Here is a 20,457-nt window from a genome sequence, read left to right on the forward strand (position 1 = left end):
TTTTACAGTTGATCCGTGGTGAGGCTGTTTCAGCACCAGAATCATACACGAATTCAGCGGTTTAAACTCGCGCCCACCGCCCCAGCTTCAAACCTGGTGAATTATCCAGGGTAAATGGACGATTGCCCCTCAACATTTCCGACGATCGAACAGCACCCCGATCACCGGAGCCAACCGCTTCAGGCGTGGCAGAAACGTCAAGCTGCAGCAGACACGCACTGGCAGAGAGTTGTGATCGGGGTTGATGTTGACCAGCCACGCCGTTTCACCGTCGAAGTGAATACGTTTTAGATAGAACTGCTCCGTGTCATCTTCGCCCTCGCACGCAGCGATGACGATCCTCCCCTCCAGGTCGAGCATCCCCATCCCGTCTACCCAAGCTCCGGCAATGACCGAGTGCCCGTCCAAGGCCCGTGGTTCGGCGCTGACGCCGTCGACCTCGAATAAGTAGGCATCGGCCGGCAGACCGATGGCATCGTCGCTGCCCAGTTCAGCGATATCGTCGGCTACACCGAGTGCCCCAAGGGCAATACGGGAACGCCAGATCACGCCCGTCACGGCTTTCAGTTCCGCACTTCCGCGGGGAAAGCGGACCGGCGCCACCGGTCGGTCCACTGTCTGCGACATGGCTGCGAGACTGACAACCGGAGCCTGAGGGGAATCCTCATGCAACCGGCCCAACAGCAGACGGTCGCCGGCGGCCGCAACGACCAGATCGCCGTCAGCCGGCCGCTTTACCATATGCACCAGGATCGTATCGCCAGCCCGAACCAAGGGCGCCAAGCTGTCGGTGGTTGCCATCACCGCGCCGAAAGGAGCCAGCTTCCGCGGCTTCTGCTCGACTTCCGGCGCTTCGATCACCACCCGACCGCCGGTTAGTGCTGCAACACGCCCGGCGAAAAGCAACGGTCGGGCCAGGAAATGGTCTTTCCCGCGCAGCGGAATCACTTTAGCCGGCGGCCCCAAGGCGCCGCGGGCGACCGTGCCGTTGCCGGCCTGATGCAGTTCGACTTCCCGACACGCAACAAAGAGCCGACTTTCTAACGCATGTTGCCAAACTTGGTGAACCAGCTCGGCATCCTTGCTGTCGAGCTGGCGAAGCCCGGCCTCATGATGGGCTTCATTCATGGTGCGGCGGAACACGGACTGATTTTCCAGTTCATCCGCAAATTCCTGAACTCCTCCCAGCCGCAAGGACCCCGGAATGTCCGCCTTCTTGAATTCTTTCAACAGTCCGCCTACCGTCGTGTCGGTGACACGTACGCCAGCATTGCGAAGCAGCCCCTCACACACGGCCTCGACATGCTCGCGAAGGGCCTTGATGTAATTCTGTGCATGGCGCTCCACATCGCAATTCGATGTCTTAGCCCCTTGAAACTCTTCCCAACACCGCTTCAATGCATCCCCATCGAAAATCAGGTTCGGCTTAGTAGAGTTCAAATTAAGCCCCAGAACCATGATGGGCCGGGCAGGAAAATTGTTGAGGCGCAAGCATTTGAGGAAATTTTCGTCGTGGCTCGTAATGATGAATTGAGCCAACCCCACCTGCGCCATGCCGCGGAAATGCTGTACCCAGCGTTTGGCGTGCGCGCTGTCGAAACTCACCTGAGGATCATCGGCCAGCAGCAAAGGCAGGGGGATGCCACCGAACCGCTGGATCGCACGCTCGCGGAAAGCGAGGTAGAACGACCATAGAAATGCACGGAGCCACGACGTATTGGCCAAGTATCGGGCGTCGACCCGATGTCCGCCATGACCGAAAGCGCCGATGAATTGGGTCTGGCCTCTCTGACCTGCCACAGCCTCCGGGGCGACCAGCATGCGGCCGTCGTATACGCTTTCGAATATGGTTGCCGCCCGATCGGAAACCGATGCCAGTGCCGCCTCCGCCTCCTGGTTCACGTAGGTCCGTAATTCACGGAGCGGCAAGAGGGCTTCCTTGATGGCGTCCTTCAGGTCACGCTCCCGACCCAGGTCATCGTGGCGCTTCGCCGCGGTGGCCGCATCCTCCAGTGCTTTTGCGGCGGTCTCGAATGGCTTCGCCCGATCAACGGCGTCGTCCACTGCCGCACAAGCGCCCAGAAGGGTTTTGGGATCGTCTGCCGTCCCCATTGCGGCTTTCCAAGCCGCAGCAACGGCAGGCTTGGCCGCAGACCACCACTCCGCCCAGATCAACAGCCAACCCGCACGATCGAACGCTTTGCGCAACCGATCGTCTTCTCCGACAAGTGGGGGCCCATCGAGAGTGCGAGCCTGATGACTGTTGCAGGTCGGCAGGTCAGCCAGAGCGCTGGTCAGTCGGCGGACGGCGGTCGTTCGTGCCTTTTGGGCAACGATGCCAAGATCCATGTTGTCTTCGAGAACGCGCCGTAAGGCTTCGGCCACACTACGCGCTGGATCGGCTCCGGGGTCCGTGCCCCTGTGCTTCCTGATCGTTTCCGGAATGGAGGCAACTACCTCGTCCGATAGCTCACGGCAGCACTCACTGAAGGTCTTTTCAACGCGTCCTGCTTCCTCCCGCAGTTGCTCGAGCTCTTGGGCCAAGGCTTGCCCGTCGGCGTCCGAGAGCGGTTTGCGGCACAACGGACAATGGGTGACCGGTACGCTTTCCCCATGCGTCTCGTGGTGAAAACGCGCGGCCACGGCCTTGAGCCGCAAGGCGTGATCGGCCAGTTGCCGTTCGCGGATCACCTGGGCACGGCCGTACTTGTCACGAACCTCCACCAAGATCTGCCGAATGCGTGCGAGCTGTTCCGATTCTTCCGCCTGACGGAGAGCCTCGAACAAGATGACCAGGGGAACTTCTGGCAGCCGGTCACCGTCGAAGCAGCCGTGCAGACGAGCGATGGCCCCGGCAACGGATTTGCGATTGCCCTCCACGCTCAAATCAATAGCATCGGCAATGATGCCGGCAACGGCTTGAAGCATCTTCGCAGCTTGTCCGGCGAGTTCCTGGGCGAACTGCCGTGCCTGCGCTTCCCGCTCATGCCGAACCGTAGCGGACAGCGCAGCCTTCGGCGGAACATGGATCGAAAGCCCGCGCAATGCCTCGTCGGCACGCCCGACGTGCTCCTGGAAGCGCCGCTCCGCGTCCGTGATATCCTTGGCGCTCGGCGACCTCATGAAGGTGGAGTTGCCATGGATCAGGGCGCTGACGTGATCGGCGAGCCTACCCAGGGGTTCAAGCCCAAGCAGCTTTACCAGAGCGGCAATTTCGTTCTCGCTCGTGTTCACGCCGATGAATGGGATGCGGTTGGGCATCATCACGGCGATCTCGACGGCGATGTCAGGGACGCCCAGTGCGGTGAAATCCGGCTCTTCCATGACGCCATCTTCGGAAAGAGAGCGGTGGAGTTCCGTCGTATTGCCGGCGTCGTCCGTGAAGGTCAGAATCACCTCGGCTCGGCCTTTGACCGCGGTGATGTCCTCGGACGGGGTGCTCCAAGGATACGCGATCACCGGCGGCCAGCGGCGCGCCACCTTGAGGCGGGTCTCCTTGAGTTGCCCTTCGGGGACGGCGGGCTCATAAAGCGGATGGGCGTCATTGACATCCTTGACCGGGCCGGCCTGGGGAATGAGCCGATGGCCGGTCAAGGCCCACACGATGGCGCTGACCAGTGACGTCTTACCCCGGCCGTTGTAACCCTCGACACATACTCCTTCGCGGCTGATGTTGAGAATGAAGGGTTCGCCGTTCAGAGCGTTGAGGCCACCAAAGGACCGGGTTTCAATGCGGGACAGCCACTGGACTTTTGTCGCCTTGTCCGCCGCGTCCATTGCCGAAACGCCAGGCACCTCATGACCGTCTCGCTCAGTTGCGTCATCCCCGAGAAAGGCGGCCTTCAGGCCGTCCAGATAAGGCAGAGGAAAGGGTGACGAGGGAAGGTCTGGCTGGTCGAGCAGATAACGAAACAATCGCCTCTGAGCTGGAATTTCCAGAGTGATGCCTGCAAAGGGTTTGCCAGACAGCAATGCCCGTTCAATCCCTTGGCGATCAGGAATACCTGCCTCCTGCACCTCAGGGTGATCGAGCATCTGCATTGCCATGTCACGGCTCCTTTTTGCCGCCCATTCCTCCCGCCTAAATCGATTGGGCTTCGACGTATGCTCGTTATGAAACACGCCGTCGTCAAGTGAGTGAAGTTGAGGGTGCTGCCCGAATCGGTGCCGGCTTCTGATCAAGACCGGACGATGTCGTGGGGCACTCGTCCTGGAATTCAAGGATGCACAAGAGAAAGCAGCGGACAAAGCATCCGTCCGGACTCTATTCCTCGTAATAGAGCCGACCCGGCAGACTCCATCTTGGATGGGCAATCAGGTGTCAGCCGATCCTCGCGCTCTGCGGACCCGGGCCACCGCTCCCCTTGTTGCCCGCAAGCGCTCGGTGTAGCGCGCCGGCATCACCGGCGAGGACCAGCGCCCCGCCTGCATTAGCCCGGGCAGATCGACGCCGGCGGCCAGCAGGTCCTGGGCGGCACCGACACGCAAGCTGTGGCCGCTGAAGCCGACGGCCAGCGGGTTGGCTTCGCCGGTGCGCCGCTCCACCACGCGGCGCACCGCCGCCGTGCTCATCCGTTCGCCGGCGCCGCTGCGCGACAGGTGGCAGAACAGAAAAGCCCCGTCCCGGGTGTGCGGCCCCTCCCCGTCCGCGTCGGCCGGCCACCGTGGTGCCACCGCCCGCCAGGCGGCGAGAGCCGCCACCGCCTCGGCCGACAGCCAGGCCTCGGCGCCCTGCCCGTCCTGGTCGGTCTTGGAACGACGGATGCGAATGGTCGCCTCGCCCGGCCGCGCATCTGGGTTCAGGGCAAGATCGACCGGGAGGAGGTCCGCCCAGCGCAGCGCCACCAGCTCGTCGGCGCGGGCCAGGGTGTCGCGGCCGACCAGCAACAGCGCGCGGTCGCGGAGATCGATCGGCTTCAGCGGTTTCGGCCGGTCGAGCTGGGCGGGATCGAGACGGTCGAGGATCGGCGCCAGAACGGCGTCGGTCAGCGCCGCCGCCTGCAGCCGCTCGGAACCCACCTCGCGCGCGTGGCCGCGCCGCTCCAGCGTCACGCTCCAGTGCCGGCAGGGGTCGGTGTGCCCGGCGGCGCGGTGGATCAGGCTGATCGACGCGAGATAGCGCGCCACGGTCGCCGGCTTGCGAGAGCCACCGAGTTCTCGGATGTAGCGCCCGACGGTCATCGGCTCGGCCGGCAGCCAGGACAACCCCTGCTGCCCGCACCAGCCGGCAAAGAGGCGGATGTCGGCCTCGGTGGCGCGCAGCGTCGCCTTGGCATAGCCGCGCTGGGCAACGTCCATGAAGCTGTGCAGCGCCGCCATCGCGGTGTCGGTCAAGTCGGGCACTGGCACCGGCACCGCCACGGCCGACCCGGCGCAGGGGTTGGCGAAGCCGCCGGCGGCGTGCCACCAGGCGATTGAGCTGCGGTAGCGCCGCAGGGTAGCGAGCGACCGCCCATCGGCCGAAGCCGCGGCCAGGAAAGCGTCTACCGTCTCCCGGCTGGCCGGCATCGCTTGGCGCTTGGCCTGACCGCACCAGGTCACGAACAGCTTGCCATCACCGACCAGCGCGCGCCGGGTAGACGCCGCCATAGTCCGGGCTGCAAAGGCCGCGCGCAGGGCCTCGACATCGCTGCGGGATAGCGACGGCACGAAGGCGAAGGGAATGGCGATGACTGCTGCAGCAGCGTCCGCCTCATCCATGGCCGCCCCTCCTTGCCGCTTCACCGGGGTCATGACTATAGTATCGCGAACGGGTTTTCGGAGCATGCGGCCAAGACGTGGCTGTCAGGTGCCCCAGACCATGGGCTGGTGGACATTACGCGGCTCCCAGACGTTGAATGGCCCTCAGCCGGGATCGTTGGAATCGGGACTCGCTCCATGCGGGAGCCTGCTCATCGACGGTATTGAGTCGCCACCGCAAGATCGCGGTGTCAACAAACCGCTCGAGGACATCATCTTCGACATAACCTTCCCCGTGGAAGGCCCGGACAAACCTGACCAGCGCGGCATCGTCGTGCTGAATCTGCCGAGTCATCGCTTCTCGGTGCTCCGCTCCCCAGACATCAACCTCATGGGCCAGCAGCAGGGGCTCTGCGCTTTCGACGCTGGCAAGCAGCCGATCACCGATATGGGCGGCCACGACGGCGGCGCCCAAGTCATGGGCCAACTCCCGCACGATCGCGGCCGGAAGCCACCCGCTGGGCTCCCGCGCGGGCTGGCCGAAGAGCCCATGGGCAAAAAAATGGTGGCGCAGGAGCCAACTCGGGGCATCGAACTCACCGGCGCCGATGAGAGTTGACAGGGCGATTCGGACCATTTCTAGCCGCGCCCCGTCACCACGACGGTACACAATCTCGGCAAACCGATCGAACCAGCGGCAGAGCGCGGTGACGGTGCCGATCCCAGTACCGCTGGCGACGCTGGCCGTCGAGACGACCACACGGGGCATCGCGCCGAGCACCCGAAGGGTTCGCGTCGGATCGCCATCCCCGACATCGTCGTAAATTCCCGCCAAGCGGTCGAGCAAGGCCCAGAGCCGCTGCTTCATCGCGGCGGACCGAACATGCTCCAGCATGGCCTCATCACCAAGCTTGAGAAACGCCATGACATCCTGTCGGGAAATGGCGCCGGGCATCAGACCAAGGCGCAACAGGGTCATCAGCGCGCCATACCGGCGCAGACCGTCTGGCGGTTCGCGATCCTCCCGGATCTCGCCGGGGTTCAGACGTGGGAACAGCACCCCCAGCAGGCGCGCCGCCGGCGACGCTACGTCCACGCCCAACCGAAGCATCAGCTCTCCCGGATTGGCTCGCCCGCCCTTGAGCACCTCTTGCCAGTCGGTGCCTTCCCGATGGATGGGGGGATCCTGCACGACCAGCGCCGGCTGCCGGCGGATGGCTTCGATCACTTCGGGCGCCTTGGCGCGCAGGATGATGAATCCGAGCAGGTCCGCCCAGTCGACCTCGCCGGCGACCATCGGCGCCAGAGCCGCGTACATGCCGCAGACCCGACGGATGTCGCGCGGCGTGGCCATCAGCGTGCCGGCGGCAGTCGACACGAGTTGGTCAAAGCGCGGGTCATTGCGCCAACCGACCGGCAGGAGCCCCGCCGGCGCCGCCGCTTCCAGCTCTGCGATCACTAGGGCCATGATCTCGCCCGTCAGAGTGACGGGCAACGGCAGCTCCAACTGGACGATCTTCTCCAGATAGGCGTTGCCACGCGCCTCCCTCTCGTCAGCCGCCCCTGCACCCAACGCTTCGACGACACGGTCGCGGTCGTAAGCCAGCAGGTACGAAATGCCGGGAAAGTCGGCAACGGCACGAACCAGTTGAGCGACCGCGCGGACCTCGGCATCCTCGACGCGGTCGAGTTCGTCGATAAGAACGACGATTGGTACTTCGACACCCTCAAGGCAGGCTTTCAGATCTTTATGCTGAGCGGCAAGGCTTTCCGTCCGATCCAACGCCTCTCCGACCGCTTTCAGCGCCTCCCGCAGACCAGGGATGGGCAGGCCCAGTAGTGCGGTCGCCGGTGCTAAGTTCGCCGCGTACTTGGTCAGGCGGCCAGTCAGTTGAGCCGCGACCTTGCCGGTTTGCGGATTGTTGGTGCCCACCGTCTTGATCGTGGCCAGAAGCTCGGCGAAGAATTGCGTAATAATATCGTCGCGCCCGCTGACCAGCCAGGGGTCGAAGCGCACCACCACCGCCGATTCATGGGCAGTCTTGATCTCAGTCTCGAGCAGGTTGAGGATCGACGATTTGCCGCTGCCCCACGGCCCGGTCAGCCCGACGACCACGCCGCTAGCCCGGCCAGCCGGGGTCACCAGGGCGCGAGCGAGGCGACGGACGAACTCGCCGCGGCCGAGCGTGTCCTCGCCGGCGGTGGTGATCGGCCGGTCGGGCCGGTGCTCGGGAAGGACCGCGTCGGGAGTATCTTGACGGTCGCTCATCGCGGGCACATCCTTGCGGCGTGAGGGCGGAGCACCCGCTGGCCATTGCTGTCGCAATGACTGGCGAGGGACGATCCGCCGGGGGCCGCGCCCCGCCGGAAGGACGGTGGGAACGGCCAGATCAGGCGCCAGGATGGTGCCCTTTTTTGAATCCGTCAATGATAACCCCTCGATAAGTGTCATTATCAAGTCGTTATCGTTTTGAGGATTTCCGCGTTGGCGATGTCGATGTAGCTACCTACATTCACTGCAATCGACTGAACTCTCATGGAACTTTCGGTGCCGAGGATGATGATCCTCTCTCTCCTCCCCACCCTACTCGCCGCCGAACGCGCGCTCGGCCGCCTCGATCAGGCGCTCGCCGACCCGGCGCGGCGCCGGCGCCTCGCCGCCGATGCCGCCCGCCGCTCGGCCGCCGCCGTGATCCGCCTCGACGGCCACCGCCTCGACGCCCATGACTTCCAGCGTGCCTTGGCTGCCCCGGAGCATGCCCGGGGCGAGGCCGCCCGCGCCGCCTTGCTGGTGCCGCTGTTCGCCCAGTTGCCGGCCGGCCTGACCACCACTTTGCCGCCGGAGTGTGGAACCGTCCAGCCTAAGGTGCTTCTATCCGCAGAGGAGGCCCCGACCGATGTCGTGGCCGCGGTGCGCGCCTCGATCGCTGCCCTGGAGGCGGTCGACCTCGGGGGCAGCGAAGACCTGGACGACGAGGAAGGCGACGAGGCCGCTGCCCTCCCGCCGCCGCTGACGCCCTGGACCCAACCCTGGCTGGACGAGCTGCACCGGCGCTGGAGTGTTGCCCAGGGCGGCCGTCCGGTCGGCCTTGGCGCGGCCCGCGCCGCCGATGCCGGTCCGGCGCTGGAGGCGGTGGCCGAGGCCCTGGAGGCCGCCCCCGGCCTGCTCGGGGCGGCGGCGGCGATCCGCGCCCTGGCGCTGCGCCCCGACCCAGGTGCGCCGGACCGCCGCAATCCGGACGATGATGCCGAGAGCGCGGCCTTGCGGGCTGCGGTTGCGGCAGAGCGGCCGCCGACCTCGTGGTGGAGCGTGGTGGTGTGGCTCGGCGCCCCCGAGCTGATCCGCAGTGCCTGTCACCTATACCATGCTTGGCCACCATTGACGGCGGCGCTTGCCCGCGACGTCACCGGCTACCGGCTTGCCCTGGCCGGAACCGAGGGCGCCTGGACCCGCTGGGTCCTCGACAGCATGCCCGAGCTGGTGGCGCATGAGCTGGAACGGCTGCACCACCTCGATCTGGTCCAGGAACACTGGGAGGCGCGGCTGGCCACCACGCCGCGGCGCAGCAGCTCGCGGCTGCCCGACGTGCTGGACTGGCTGCACGACCGTCCCGCCTTCACCATCAGCCGGGTGGCGGGCGAGCTGAAGGGGCGCTGCGGCCTGTCGCTGCGTGGGGTGCATCTATTGGTGGAGCAGCTCGGCAAGGCTGGCGTGGTCCGCGACATCGCTGACCGCGGCGGTGAACGAGTCTGGGCCTGCGACCTCAGCTTCCTGCCCCCCGGACGCTGACTGGATAAAGAGGTGCGCGGGAGGCCGTACCGCCTGTCTACGATAGGGCTTCTCGGAACCCTATCGAGGCCAATTTGGCCTGCAATGTCGGTTCGATCTTATGGTTCTTGAAGCGCGTCACTCTCGCTCCAAGCACAGCTGCCTGCCCAATTCGTAACATTGCTACGGCAGCGTCGTGCAGGGGCAAGCGATCAAGAAACGAATGCCTCGACGCTGCAACGACACCGAGGCGCCCGATCAGATACCGGTCCGCCGCAAGATCCGTGTCGTCGAGGGAGGAACTAGTCAGCCCGATGAGATCCTGACCGCACCGGCAATAGCGCGGTGACGCCGGAGCACGTGACGGATGCATCCCGCAATTGGGGCAGACGTGAAGCAACAGCACTTTGTGGAGCGGGCAACTCACCACTCCGACCAAGTCCCACCAAACCCTTCGGTGCGGGCGGCAGGTCACTGGCCCATCCCGCATCTCGATATCAGCGCGCAAACAGTGCGGACAAACGCGTCCAGCAGCACTGACGGCACGATGGTTTGCCGTCGCGCTGACTCGCTCAGTACCAATCCACAGAGTTCCTGTCGGATCCGTGACCAGCGTGGACGCGACGACATTCGCCTCAGCCGTTCTGGTCAGGCGTGCGAGTTCAGCCAAACGACGGCCACATTCGACTTCATGCAGAAAGTCTGGGATGCCAAAGGCCATCTCAGTGACAAAGGCTTGGCTTATGGAGTGGCCGTGACGGACAGCCAAGCGCCCAAGAAGCCCGTAGGCCGGCTCGAACAGAGCCGGTCTTACCCGCAGAGGAATGGGCTGAAGGTGAGGGGGTGGCCTTTTCATGACCGAGTGAAAGGCGTATAAGGCGCGCGCCCCGTCGCCTTGAGCTTGGTGACACGTGAGCCGTCCGCACCAACACGCACAGAAGCCAGGAGCGTGTCACGGTCAGCCTGCAGTTTGTTCCATAGGCATTTCAACTCCGAATTGCTACAAAGGAATGGATTATCAATTTCTCGACTAGCCGAAGCCTTTTCCAGCAAATCAGCATCATCAAGAAGGATATCGAAGTCCAGAATCTGATCAGGCGCATAACTCCGATGCCAGCTGTCATGGACCTCAGCCATCAGCTTCATATCGATGGTGCGGAGGTTCTCAGCCTTCACACGGGATAGAGCTTCACTGAGGTACTTCGATACAATGCCAATCTCGCCGCCGGTGGCCACATAAATGCGTCGTGCAAAATCATGCTTCGCCAAGCCGGAGGGCTCCGGTAGATGGAGCAACTTTTCAAAGGTACTAAGAATGAGCAGGAAATTACGGCGTCCCGTGAGCGTGCCCCAATGATAGGGGGTGAGAATGACCGATGGCTGCAAACGACGATGGAGCTGCTGGTAGCGGGTGATCTGAAGAAGAGTTGGAGACCCTGCGATGACGATCTGACGCTTTGTCCGATTGAGCAATGATTTTATGAATTCAGCGACATCCTCTGTCTGCTCGGGATTTGTGCTGCTTACCAAATGATGCCCCTCGTCAATAAAGATCATTTCGGTATGCATTTGCTCCGCATAGAACTCAATCTTCGTAATGATATCGCTGGTGTTCCAGTGGTCAGACGCCCTATAGCCGAACGCACCGAGCAGCGCAGCAACAAGCGCACGCTGGGTGGTTCCTTTAGCGGCCTCGACATAGATGATGCGACGTTCGTCAGCGTCCTGCAGAGCAGCATCCGAGACGATCGCGGCGCCGTTGATCGTGTTCTCCAGACTGCGATCCCGATACCCGCTGTGGTAGTCTTCCAAAGCAGTTGTCTTTCCAGCTCCTGTTCCACCGACAATCAACAAAGCCCGGGCTTTCAATGACCTGCTCCCTGCTGGTTGAAAGCGACTGTGCAATCGAGCAATGGCAGCCTTAGCTTCAACGTGACTGGGATGAGGCATCACCGCCGTTTCCAAGGAAACGATGGGATCGATACCTTGAAGGTGGACAGCATTCATCGCATGCTTTTGAACCATGACTCGCTAATCCTTTCAACCTCATCCTCCAAATCAGAGTGGATGGATGATGGAGAGGGCGGTGTCGGAAGTGATGGAAGCGGAACAGGGGCTCGAGCGGCTGGCATTTCAGATTGAACAGAAATACTAACGGGCGATGGGAGCGCCGCTGTTGCCAGCGAGGAATACTTACGGTTGGCTGTCAGCGAACCACCAGCCAGAGGTGTGAAGGTTTCACCATTTGAATCGTAGCGGGCTGCCCGGGCCGCCGTCCTAGTGCGAGTCCCGTGTTCGAACTGGATGCGAACGGTCTCCTCTGCCAGGGCTTTCGCCTTTCGCAGATGCTCGATCGTGATCGGCATACCTGCGGCAAGGTTGCGCTTGGCCATCAGTTTATGGACACGATGCTGATACTTGCTAATATGACGGGAAATATCCTGGTCGGTACAGGGCAACACATGCCACTGGCCGTTTTCGTCATCAAGGATCGCAATTTCTCCCAAATCATACGGATCTATCCGCAATGTCCACTTCTTATTCAATCCTCCACGTCGCGCCCTAAGCTCTTCCAGTACCTTTTTATCTGCATAGAGAAGACCTTCGTAGTGAACACCGACGTTTGAAATGGAGCCGGTAATAAGGTCACCGGTCATGCGGATAATTTGGTCGAAGCTGGGAACAGGCCGGACTGGGTAAAGCAGAGTTAATTGGAGCCATTTCTCAAGAGGTGTGACGCCAAGCGCAGGATGTTCCGTGACATGATACTCATCTACAATCCATTTTAGCAATATTTGGTTGATTTCGAACAGAGACCGGCGAGCCCGCGCCACTGGATTGTAAAAATCCTTCGTGCGAGAAAGCACGGTACCTTCCTGGTGACTGAAGACCTGGACGCCAATCGAGCCGAACAGCCGCTCGACTGCCCCTTTGAGCCAGGGTGATTTGACCGGCAGATTGACAACACCGAAATCCAGCATCGCTTCGCTCAGCCGCAGACTATCGGAGCGCAACTCCCGGCCATTATCGGTGAAAATCCACTCGGGGATCCCATGGCATGGCCAGTCATGCTCAAGCCCCTCAATGCCAGACAGGTCTTTTTTCCAAAAAGCGTGAGCCAATGCGCGTTGCAGGGAAGCGTAAGAGGGAACCTCAAAGCTCAGGTGAACGCCCAGGATCACACGGGTGGCACGGTCGAGAAGCGCTGTCAGCCACGGCCTGCCGAGGGGACGGCCGGTGATTGGATGCGTTGCGATCAGATCGATCAGGCAATGATCGAGTTCGACCTCCTCCAATGGTCGTTCCGGAAGCTCGGTGCGCTCAAAAATCCCAAACTTCAGGTAAGCTGCGCGTCGCCCATACCGCCTTTGGTACTCTTCGTAATCGGTATAGCTGCGCTCAATGAACAAGCGGAACGTTCGATAGCTGGCCGGATGCAGTTGGACCGCCCTGCAGGCGTCCTCATATTTTCGAAAAGCATAGGTCTTCCGCTTACGTGGCATGCTGAGGTAGTGCTTTTGGACGGCCTCTTTCATCAGCATATAATGGTCAGCAGCACCAGGAACATGCGGCAGCCCCGGCCGACGTTTACCACGGCGATGTTGTTGAGAAATCAGTATGCGGATATCGCGGCCGTAATGGTCCCACAGTTGGTACCAACCCCGAACGGTCAACGGATGCGGCTTACGGATGGGAGAACGAGCGACCGAGTTTGCACTACCCCAGTCTGGCTTCCGACGACGGCCGATGGCCTCACCAGCACGCTTGGCGATGAGTTCACGGTCTTCAGCTTCCCATTCCTCGTGGTGAGCGGAATAAACGGCCTCGGCCGCAGCTGTGAAGGTATCCAGCCATGTCGAGTGTGCGGAACGCAGAGCATCCGCCATCATCACATAGGCCAAACGGCGTTGAGCGTCTCGCCGGACCTCCTCTGGCCAGTATTCCCAGGTCTTATCCAGAATCTCGGCAAGATGCTCTGGCAGGCCCCTGACGTCGCAAGGGTAATAAGTTAGCCGGCGGCTGGCGTAGGCGTCGTCAAGCTCATCGTCCGACCATGTCCGTGGATCGGAACCTGCCAACGGCTTGAGTAAATAGCCGCCACGTTTGCGTTCGACCACCACCCAAAGGGCCGACCCAGCGGCGTCATCACGAATGGTCAGGCTATCTCCCGGTTGGAACCTAAGCGGCACTGCGCTCATACGGTCCTCCCAAAACTGCAAACCTCCGTGCGATCCGAGCGGGACAGAAGATCCCTTTCTTGTTGCGAAAGGCTCGCTCCAGGCTTAAGAGCGCCTATCAAAACCTTGTCCCGATGCGCTGAGGCGGTTGATTTCCTTCGACCTCGACCGGTCCAGATCCGCGCTCTTAGCAATAGGCGAGGTCTTCAAGACCGAAGACAATCCTCGGAATTCAGGCGCACGTCCAAAACGATGCGGCTGACACGATGCAAATGCACTGTCAGCCAGGGCCGACCCAGGGACCGGCCGGTAAACGGATGCACCACGATGAGATCGATTTGACGCTGCTCGAACTCAGCTTTCGCCATTCCCCGCTCCAAGCACACGGCGCAGCTGACGCGCGCAGACGGATCAAGTGTGACCCTACCCTGCCAATACTCGAACTCCCGATGCTTGGGAGGAGCACCCACAAAGGACCGAAAGGTTGGGAAGTGGGCGGGCCAAAGCCGGGCGGTCTCGGTGGCCTTCAAAGCAGGGTGCCTGAGCGGCTTTTCCAGGGGCCGGCAAGTGGCCATGGGGTCCTCCCAAGATGCAGCTCGGTGTCAGGTGTGATCGCGGCATTGAGGTCGAGCGCGAGCTCGCCAACAGCGACGAGGCCAAGTAACGCGCCGACGAATTCCGGGTTCGGGCCGAGTGCGATCTGCAGACTGCCAAGGCTGACCGGACAGCCGGCCGCGAGCCCATTTCGAACAACGGAAAGATTGGTCGGGGTCAGGAAAGCCACGGCGGCACGGATACGGCTGCAGTTTGTCAACCGCGGCTGTCTGCGGATTTCCGCTTCAGTCCAGATCTCGAAACTTGCCCCCCGCGCCGCACAAGCATCGATGATCCTTGACCGTCGCCCCTTCAGGCTAGGGTCGGCGTCGAGTTTCCGCTGGGGCAAGGCTTCGCGATAGACGACCCGGTTGTTTCGAGTGATCACCTTGAAGTCGGGCATGTAGCGCCGCTCACTCCCTCCATCCGCCCAAATCACGGTTTCGGGTTTGAGGGCGAAGGCATCAATCTCCGGGTCGATGTCCTGAAGCACCATCAGATCGCGTTCGAGCAAGCTCCCGAAGGGCAATTGGACGCCACACTTGATTGACTGGTACCAACCGGAACAAGATCGGTAAGAGAGGCGAAAAGAGGTTTGAGCGCGAACAGGCGCAACCTCCCAGCGGAAAACGACCTCATCCAACGGTTTCATGGCTTGGGTTCCTCAATGGGACTGGAGATTAAACCGCTGATTTCCTCCGTTTGATGTCGCTAAAGCGTACGCTCGCAACAAACCGAATCTGACTAAAAGGAAGCACAAGTGGTCAATGATCGCGAAGATCACCTTTAGACTGCACACCCGCACGCGACATGAACGATGCGGTGATAAGGCCAGCCTCTAAGATATGCAGTTTTCAATCCGCGCACCCGCAAGAGATGCAGACTTTCCGAGTTGAACAGGCAAGCGGCATCCACGCTGCAAGACCTTAAGCATCATCTTTACCAGCGTCTGCTGGCCATGTTTCAATCGGCGCATCCACAGGTGATGCAATAAGGGCGCGGGGTCGGCACCTGGTCCAATCGTGTTTCAATCCGCGCATCCGCAGGGGATGCAATTGCTTAACCATAAATCCGTGTTCCAACAACTGAATCCGTACCAAATCTGCGAACCGTCTCATGAGGACTCGGCGACTGGAAATCCAATCGCTTTACGAGCTCCTTTAACACACAGATATTCAGCACTTTTGACCAATTACGAACCTTCCGACATTCGGCTGTGCGCTTGAGGTTCGCGCGGAACAAGGACAAGCCACCAAACCACAAGCTTCTTCAAAACCGGACGATCGCTTCTACACCGGCCGGCATGTTGGTGAGATCGAGGTCGATCTCGTAATCCTCGAACCGCCGTGCTGGCGGTAGAGTATCCAGCTCGGAGCTGGCAAGGTCATACGTTGCCCCCTGTACCCGGCGCCGAACCGTGACACGCCGAAATAGGCTGGCGGGAGATGCATTGCCGAGGGCACTATCGTGACGGAAGACGATCAGCCGCCGGCTGGCCATTTCCCCACGCGCAGCCGAGTGGTCATGGTCGAACATCCGCTCCAACGCCGTCCACAGCAGCTCGAGGTCACTCTCATCGAAACTGATGCCCTCTGCTTGTTTGGCCGAGATATAGCCATGGACACGATAAAGGGCGTAAGGCACCCGGTACTTGCGTCCCATTGTCCGGTTTTCAATGCGCTCGTCGTCAGAAGCTGCCTCTCCTTCCTGCAGCGGCGTGAGACTATCCAAGTTGGTCCTTAGGTCCTGACCGGGCCGCTTTGCTCTCTGCGTCTTCCGGTTCCGCTCTTCCGGTTCTGCGGTGGCTGCCATGCGGGTGATCGTGATCTCTTGCGGCAGGATCGGCTCGACCGATTCGGCGAAGCACAGTTGTACTGGGCCGAGAACCTGACCGCAGTTCACCCCGAAGCCCATCACAGCGCCAAAGGTGCGCACGTCGAAGAAATGATCGCACATAAACCGACGCAGAGCTGCCGCCTCGTCATCGTCCCGCGGTGACAGCCGGGCGGCCGTTGCCACCGCTGCTTCGCCAGGACGTACCGCCCGATAGGCGTCACGGTGCGTCCGGTTGAGAATGGCACCATCGCGCAGGTAGATTCCAAAGCGAGGATCATCACCGTGAAACAGGCTGACGTAATTGCGGATTTTACGCTTCAGACAAACATCGGTCACCAGCCCATGACTGGTTTCTGGATCGAGGCGAGGCTGGTTGCCAAGGTCGGGGTCGCCGTTGGGGTTGCCGTTCTTCACCTCGAAAAACAGGACGCACTCGTAGCGGTTTGAGACAGCAGGCATGGGCTCATTCCTCCGGTTAAGCAACCGTATCGGCAACCTCTGAATCGGGTTTGCGAGCATGGCGTTGGTGGTAATAGCCGACAGCGAAGCGGCCCTGTGCCATCGGCTGCAGTTGGCGCGGAAGATTCATGTCCAGATCGCGCATGATCTCGTCGATTTCGCGCTCGAACCAGACAGCGAGGCCGCGGGTCACGCGCTCCCTGTGCAGCACCTTCAGATGATGGGGGGTGGTGCGCAGCAGCAGAGGAAAGACATTGGCCGGCGTGGCCGAGGCCGCACCGTAATAACGGTCCCGGACACTGGCGTTGAGCCGTCCCAGGGCGGCACGCTGGACATTCTCAAGAACAGCGAACAGCCGTCCGAGCCGGTAGGCTTGATCGAACTCCTTACGATCGAGGCTCACTGACACCTCCATGGCCGGATCGGTGTGTGGATTGGCACTGCCACGCCGGTGCCGGTGGGCAGCACGCTGGAGGATCGCTTTGCACAGGGCAGCACGCGGGCCATCGACAGGTTCGCCGGCACGCAAACACTGGAGGACCGCCGCCAACAGGGTCGACGGATAACGCTCTCCCGTCAGGATCGCCCTCATCAGGTCGCCGGCGAGTTGCTGCGGAACGGATCCGGAGCGACCCTGCCGTGCTACGGCATAGAGCAGCGCCGCCGGTGAGGGAGGTATTTTCCAAGCTAGTGGCTCGATCCGCAGATCGTGCCAATGAGCGGTCAGTCGATCGATCAGCTCCCCCGCGGTCACCTCCTGCCAGAACCGCACCGACAGGCGTGGACCGTTCGGCATGAGGCCGAGGATAGACACGCGGACGCTGGGCTCTACGCCAATAGCGGCGGCTTGCGCAGCGGCAGGCTTATCCAGCCATTCCCAGCGACGGCGAAAAACCGGGCACCCCTCTTCATTGATGGCAGGAGCGGGTGGTCCGGTAGGCGCTAACAGGCTGCCCACCAGCGCCTCGATCCGACGGGCCGCCGCCTCACCACGGACGGCGGCGTCAGCCCAGAACACCATGGTGATGTCCCCGATCCGGAGTTTGGATCGGCTGCCCGGTGCCAGCAGCGCGTTGAGCGCCGCGCCGTACTGGAAGGCAGCAGCTTCCGAGACGGGAGCGTTATCACCCTGGACCTTGCCATGGGATCTGAAAGCAGGCTGGTGGAAAGACACCAGTGATGCGCCGGTTGTCGGGGCTCCCCACACACCCTTGATCGCAGGGTGCAGACGAGCAACCGGGGCAACCTGGCCTGTGACCAAGCACATTGCCTTGGGTCGGTCACCCTCAGTGGCATGGGGTTCCCACGCGGCCTGGGCTGCCGGCCGATCATGCAAAAAGCGCGGCCGACCGGCGGCATCGACATCGTCGAGCAGGCGAAAAACAAGTGTGCGATCGAGCATCGCCGGCGAGAATGGCGCTCGCCGGAAGCGACTTGGCGTCCAGCTGCGCAGAAAGCGCAAGACCGCCAGGAGGCCGGGATCCTCTGTGCCATCCAGCAGCCGCTCGTGCCAATCACGGAAGGCCTCGGCACGGGCAGGATGAGCGGATGGTTCCGTGCCCTCCGGCGAGCTGCCGAGCCCGAGAACGAAGTGGCTGTTGTCCCAGAGGAAGAAGGGCCGGGGCTTGATGCCGGATCGCGTGAACGACCGCGGAACCGCCATCGACTGCCCGCCGCCGCGGTTCTGTTCTCCAGCGGGAAGCCGGAGGTCGTCACAGGCGACGGGCTCGCCGTCTGCCGATAGCACCAGCCCGAAGGCAATGCGCTCACGCGTGAAACCGAAGGACGGGACATCGCGACGACGTTCCAGCCGGCCATAATGGGAGGTAAGAGAGGCGAGGACCGTCATGGCCGCACCGCCGTAACAAAGGGTGGAACGCTGATAACGCCGTCGCGCAGAATGGCGTGGAAAAACCGGGCGGCGTGATTGTTGGCGTAGTCGATGTCGAGCAGCATCGGGCCGAGATCGCGGTCGCGCTGGTCATCGGGCAATTGGTGCTCAGGCAATGGCCCCTCCCACAACGCGACATCGGCTGGAAACTCGCGGGTGCCAAGATAGGGCGAGCGGAAATACTGACCGCGCCGGGCTCGACGACGAAAGATAGTAAGGGGTTCATCCAGCCTGTCACTGCTTGGCGCATCATCCGTCAGACGAAGGCGAGCGGAGATCAAATAATCGACGTCAACCAAAAAAGTCGTGGCTCGGCGCTGCCGGATGTCCGCGGCGTTCCGCGGCAGACTTTGAATGTCACCGCTCTGCTTTGCATGGCGTACGGAAATAGCCGAAATGCGCTCGCCGACTTCGTTGCGCGTTAGCGACTGGAAGCGAATCGGTTTGAGCACATGAATTCGGTCGATGACCCAACGCAGTCTGGGGCGCCAATAAACAGCTTCAAAAATTCCGCGGGCGGCAGATGGCGTGATGACCGGATAGGAGGAACGCTCAGTCTTGAACTCCGCGCATGAAAAGCAAGCGCGAGCACCAGAGACACGCAATGTGGCGTCACATCCCATAGCAGCCTCCCACAAAAAGCATTTATCGGAAGGATAGTTGATTTTCCTCCGAAAAAAACTGGTCATCAGCGATATACTTATGGGAATTATCACCAGAATTTGGCATAACGGGTCCAGAATATTCTAACTTTCAGATTTTGCGATGGGGGATATAGTAATTAAGATCACGGAATTTTGGTGAATTTTCTCTCAGAAAAACTATTATCGACTCAAATTTATTATTATAACATTCAAATGCAGTTAAATTTTCTTCCATGGCCTTCGAAACATAGGTGAGCCAAAACTGGAAGACTGAAATTCAAGAACAGGGTGCTGGTCGCAGCGGTAATTTTACAAAACAAGATTGTCTTTATGTGGATTTCCACAGAACCAAAAACACTTCGCTAGTCCATTCCGAGCACGGTTGTGGCGAACTATTTTATGGTTCCAGCGAGTGCGTTATATGGGTGCTCTCGTAAGGTTTTATGGTTCCATCCAGACAGACCATGCGCTTCGACCTGACCGACCTGCGGCTGTTCCTGCACATTGTCGAGACCGGCAGCATCACCGCCGGGGCGGAGCGCAGCGCGATGGCGCTTGCGTCGGCCAGCGCGCGGGTGCGCGGGATGGAGGAGGCGCTGGGCATCCCGCTGCTGGAACGCTTCCGCCGCGGCGTCCGCCCCACACCGGCCGGCCGCGCGGTGGTCCACCATGCCCGCCTCGTCCTCCACCAGCTGGAACGCATGCGCGGCGAGCTGGCGGAATACGCCAAGGGACTGAAGGGCCATGTCCGGCTGCTGTCCAACACCGCGGCGATCAACGAATTCCTGCCCGACGCGCTCGCCGGCTTCCTCGCCGACAATCCCAGCATCGACATCGATCTGGAGGAGCGGCCGAGCCACGCCATCGTCGAGGCGGTGGCCGCCGGGCTGGCCGACCTCGGCGTGGTCGCCGACATGGTCGATCTCGGCGGGCTGGAAACCCGCCCCTTCCGCAGCGACCGGCTGGTCGCCGTGCTGCCGCTGTCGCACCGGCTGGCCGGGCACGAGCGGATTTCCTTCGCCGACCTGCTGGACGAACCCTTCGTCGGCCTCAGCGCCGGCAGCGCCCTGCAGGACTATCTGAACGGCCACGCCACCCGCGCCGGCCGCAGCCTGTCCTACCGCGTGCGGGTGCGCGGACCGGTGGCGCTCTGCCGGCTGGTCGAACGCGGGGTCGGGGTCGGCATCGTGCCGGAGACCGCAGCCCTGCGGGCGCTCGACAGCGGCGGCCTGCGGGTCATGCCGCTGAGCGACCCCTGGGCGCCCCGCCTGCTGGTGCTGTGCGCCCGGAATTTTGCCGATCTTTCCGCCCACGCCCGCCGGCTTGTCGATAGCTTGTCCGAAAACGCCCCGGCGCCGATCTGAAACGCCGTTAGGACAGTATAGCTTACCTTTTTTCCCGTCGGTT

The 20,457-nt window shown here is 61.8% G+C and carries 12 protein-coding genes; 2 read left to right on the top strand and 10 right to left on the bottom strand.

Annotated features, from left to right (window positions below):
- Nucleotides 1-129: 129 nt before the first annotated feature.
- The 3 genes from ACWPN8_RS22735 to ACWPN8_RS22745 all read right to left on the bottom strand — a co-directional run bounded on the left by ACWPN8_RS22735 (nt 130) and on the right by ACWPN8_RS22745 (nt 7,948).
- The gene (locus tag ACWPN8_RS22735; protein ID WP_492242384.1) at nt 130-4,047 is read right to left on the bottom strand and encodes a hypothetical protein; all 3,918 of its coding nucleotides are present in this window, start codon (nt 4,045-4,047) and stop codon (nt 130-132) included.
- A gap of 267 nt (nt 4,048-4,314) precedes the next feature.
- On the bottom strand, nt 4,315-5,700 hold the full coding sequence (locus ACWPN8_RS22740) for a tyrosine-type recombinase/integrase (RefSeq protein ID WP_492242385.1): 1,386 nt from the start codon (nt 5,698-5,700) through the stop codon (nt 4,315-4,317).
- 115 nt (nt 5,701-5,815) lie between these two features.
- Nucleotides 5,816-7,948, bottom strand: a complete 2,133-nt coding sequence (locus ACWPN8_RS22745; RefSeq protein WP_492242386.1) for a KAP family P-loop NTPase fold protein — start codon at nt 7,946-7,948, stop codon at nt 5,816-5,818.
- A gap of 288 nt (nt 7,949-8,236) precedes the next feature.
- On the opposite strand from ACWPN8_RS22745, the gene ACWPN8_RS22750 reads away from it, so the two are divergent.
- Nucleotides 8,237-9,469, top strand: coding sequence for a hypothetical protein (locus ACWPN8_RS22750; RefSeq protein ID WP_492242387.1), 1,233 nt, complete (start codon nt 8,237-8,239; stop codon nt 9,467-9,469).
- A gap of 37 nt (nt 9,470-9,506) precedes the next feature.
- Here the strand turns inward: ACWPN8_RS22750 and ACWPN8_RS22755 are convergent, their stop codons facing one another.
- The 7 genes from ACWPN8_RS22755 to cas5c form a co-directional block, all read right to left on the bottom strand.
- Nucleotides 9,507-10,304, bottom strand: a complete 798-nt coding sequence (locus ACWPN8_RS22755; protein WP_492242388.1) for a TniQ family protein — start codon at nt 10,302-10,304, stop codon at nt 9,507-9,509.
- Complete coding sequence (locus tag ACWPN8_RS22760) at nt 10,301-11,473, bottom strand: TniB family NTP-binding protein (RefSeq protein ID WP_492242389.1); 1,173 nt, start codon at nt 11,471-11,473, stop codon at nt 10,301-10,303. The genes ACWPN8_RS22755 and ACWPN8_RS22760 overlap by 4 nt, the downstream gene beginning before the upstream one ends.
- The gene (locus tag ACWPN8_RS22765; RefSeq protein ID WP_492242390.1) at nt 11,452-13,647 is read right to left on the bottom strand and encodes a TnsB C-terminal domain-containing protein; all 2,196 of its coding nucleotides are present in this window, start codon (nt 13,645-13,647) and stop codon (nt 11,452-11,454) included. Before ACWPN8_RS22765 ends, ACWPN8_RS22760 begins: the two co-directional genes overlap by 22 nt.
- A 505-nt stretch (nt 13,648-14,152) precedes the next feature.
- A complete protein-coding gene (locus ACWPN8_RS22770) occupies nt 14,153-14,872 on the bottom strand; it encodes a hypothetical protein (protein ID WP_492242391.1) in 720 nt (239 codons plus the stop codon).
- A gap of 617 nt (nt 14,873-15,489) precedes the next feature.
- Nucleotides 15,490-16,515: a type I-C CRISPR-associated protein Cas7/Csd2 gene (cas7c, locus tag ACWPN8_RS22775; RefSeq protein ID WP_492242392.1), complete on the bottom strand. Its 1,026-nt coding sequence runs from the start codon at nt 16,513-16,515 to the stop codon at nt 15,490-15,492.
- 16 nt (nt 16,516-16,531) lie between these two features.
- Complete coding sequence (gene cas8c, locus ACWPN8_RS22780) at nt 16,532-18,364, bottom strand: type I-C CRISPR-associated protein Cas8c/Csd1 (protein WP_492242393.1); 1,833 nt, start codon at nt 18,362-18,364, stop codon at nt 16,532-16,534.
- Nucleotides 18,361-19,095, bottom strand: a complete 735-nt coding sequence (gene cas5c / locus ACWPN8_RS22785; RefSeq protein ID WP_492242394.1) for a type I-C CRISPR-associated protein Cas5c — start codon at nt 19,093-19,095, stop codon at nt 18,361-18,363. The genes cas8c and cas5c overlap by 4 nt, the downstream gene beginning before the upstream one ends.
- A 398-nt stretch (nt 19,096-19,493) precedes the next feature.
- Between cas5c and ACWPN8_RS22790 the strand changes: the two genes are divergently transcribed.
- Nucleotides 19,494-20,414 carry a LysR family transcriptional regulator gene (locus ACWPN8_RS22790; RefSeq protein ID WP_492242395.1) on the top strand — a complete coding sequence of 307 codons (921 nt, stop codon included), beginning with the start codon at nt 19,494-19,496 and terminating at the stop codon, nt 20,412-20,414.
- The last annotated feature ends 43 nt before the right edge of the window (nt 20,415-20,457 follow it).

This window comes from Azospirillum sp. UENF 112521, from assembly GCF_058780665.1.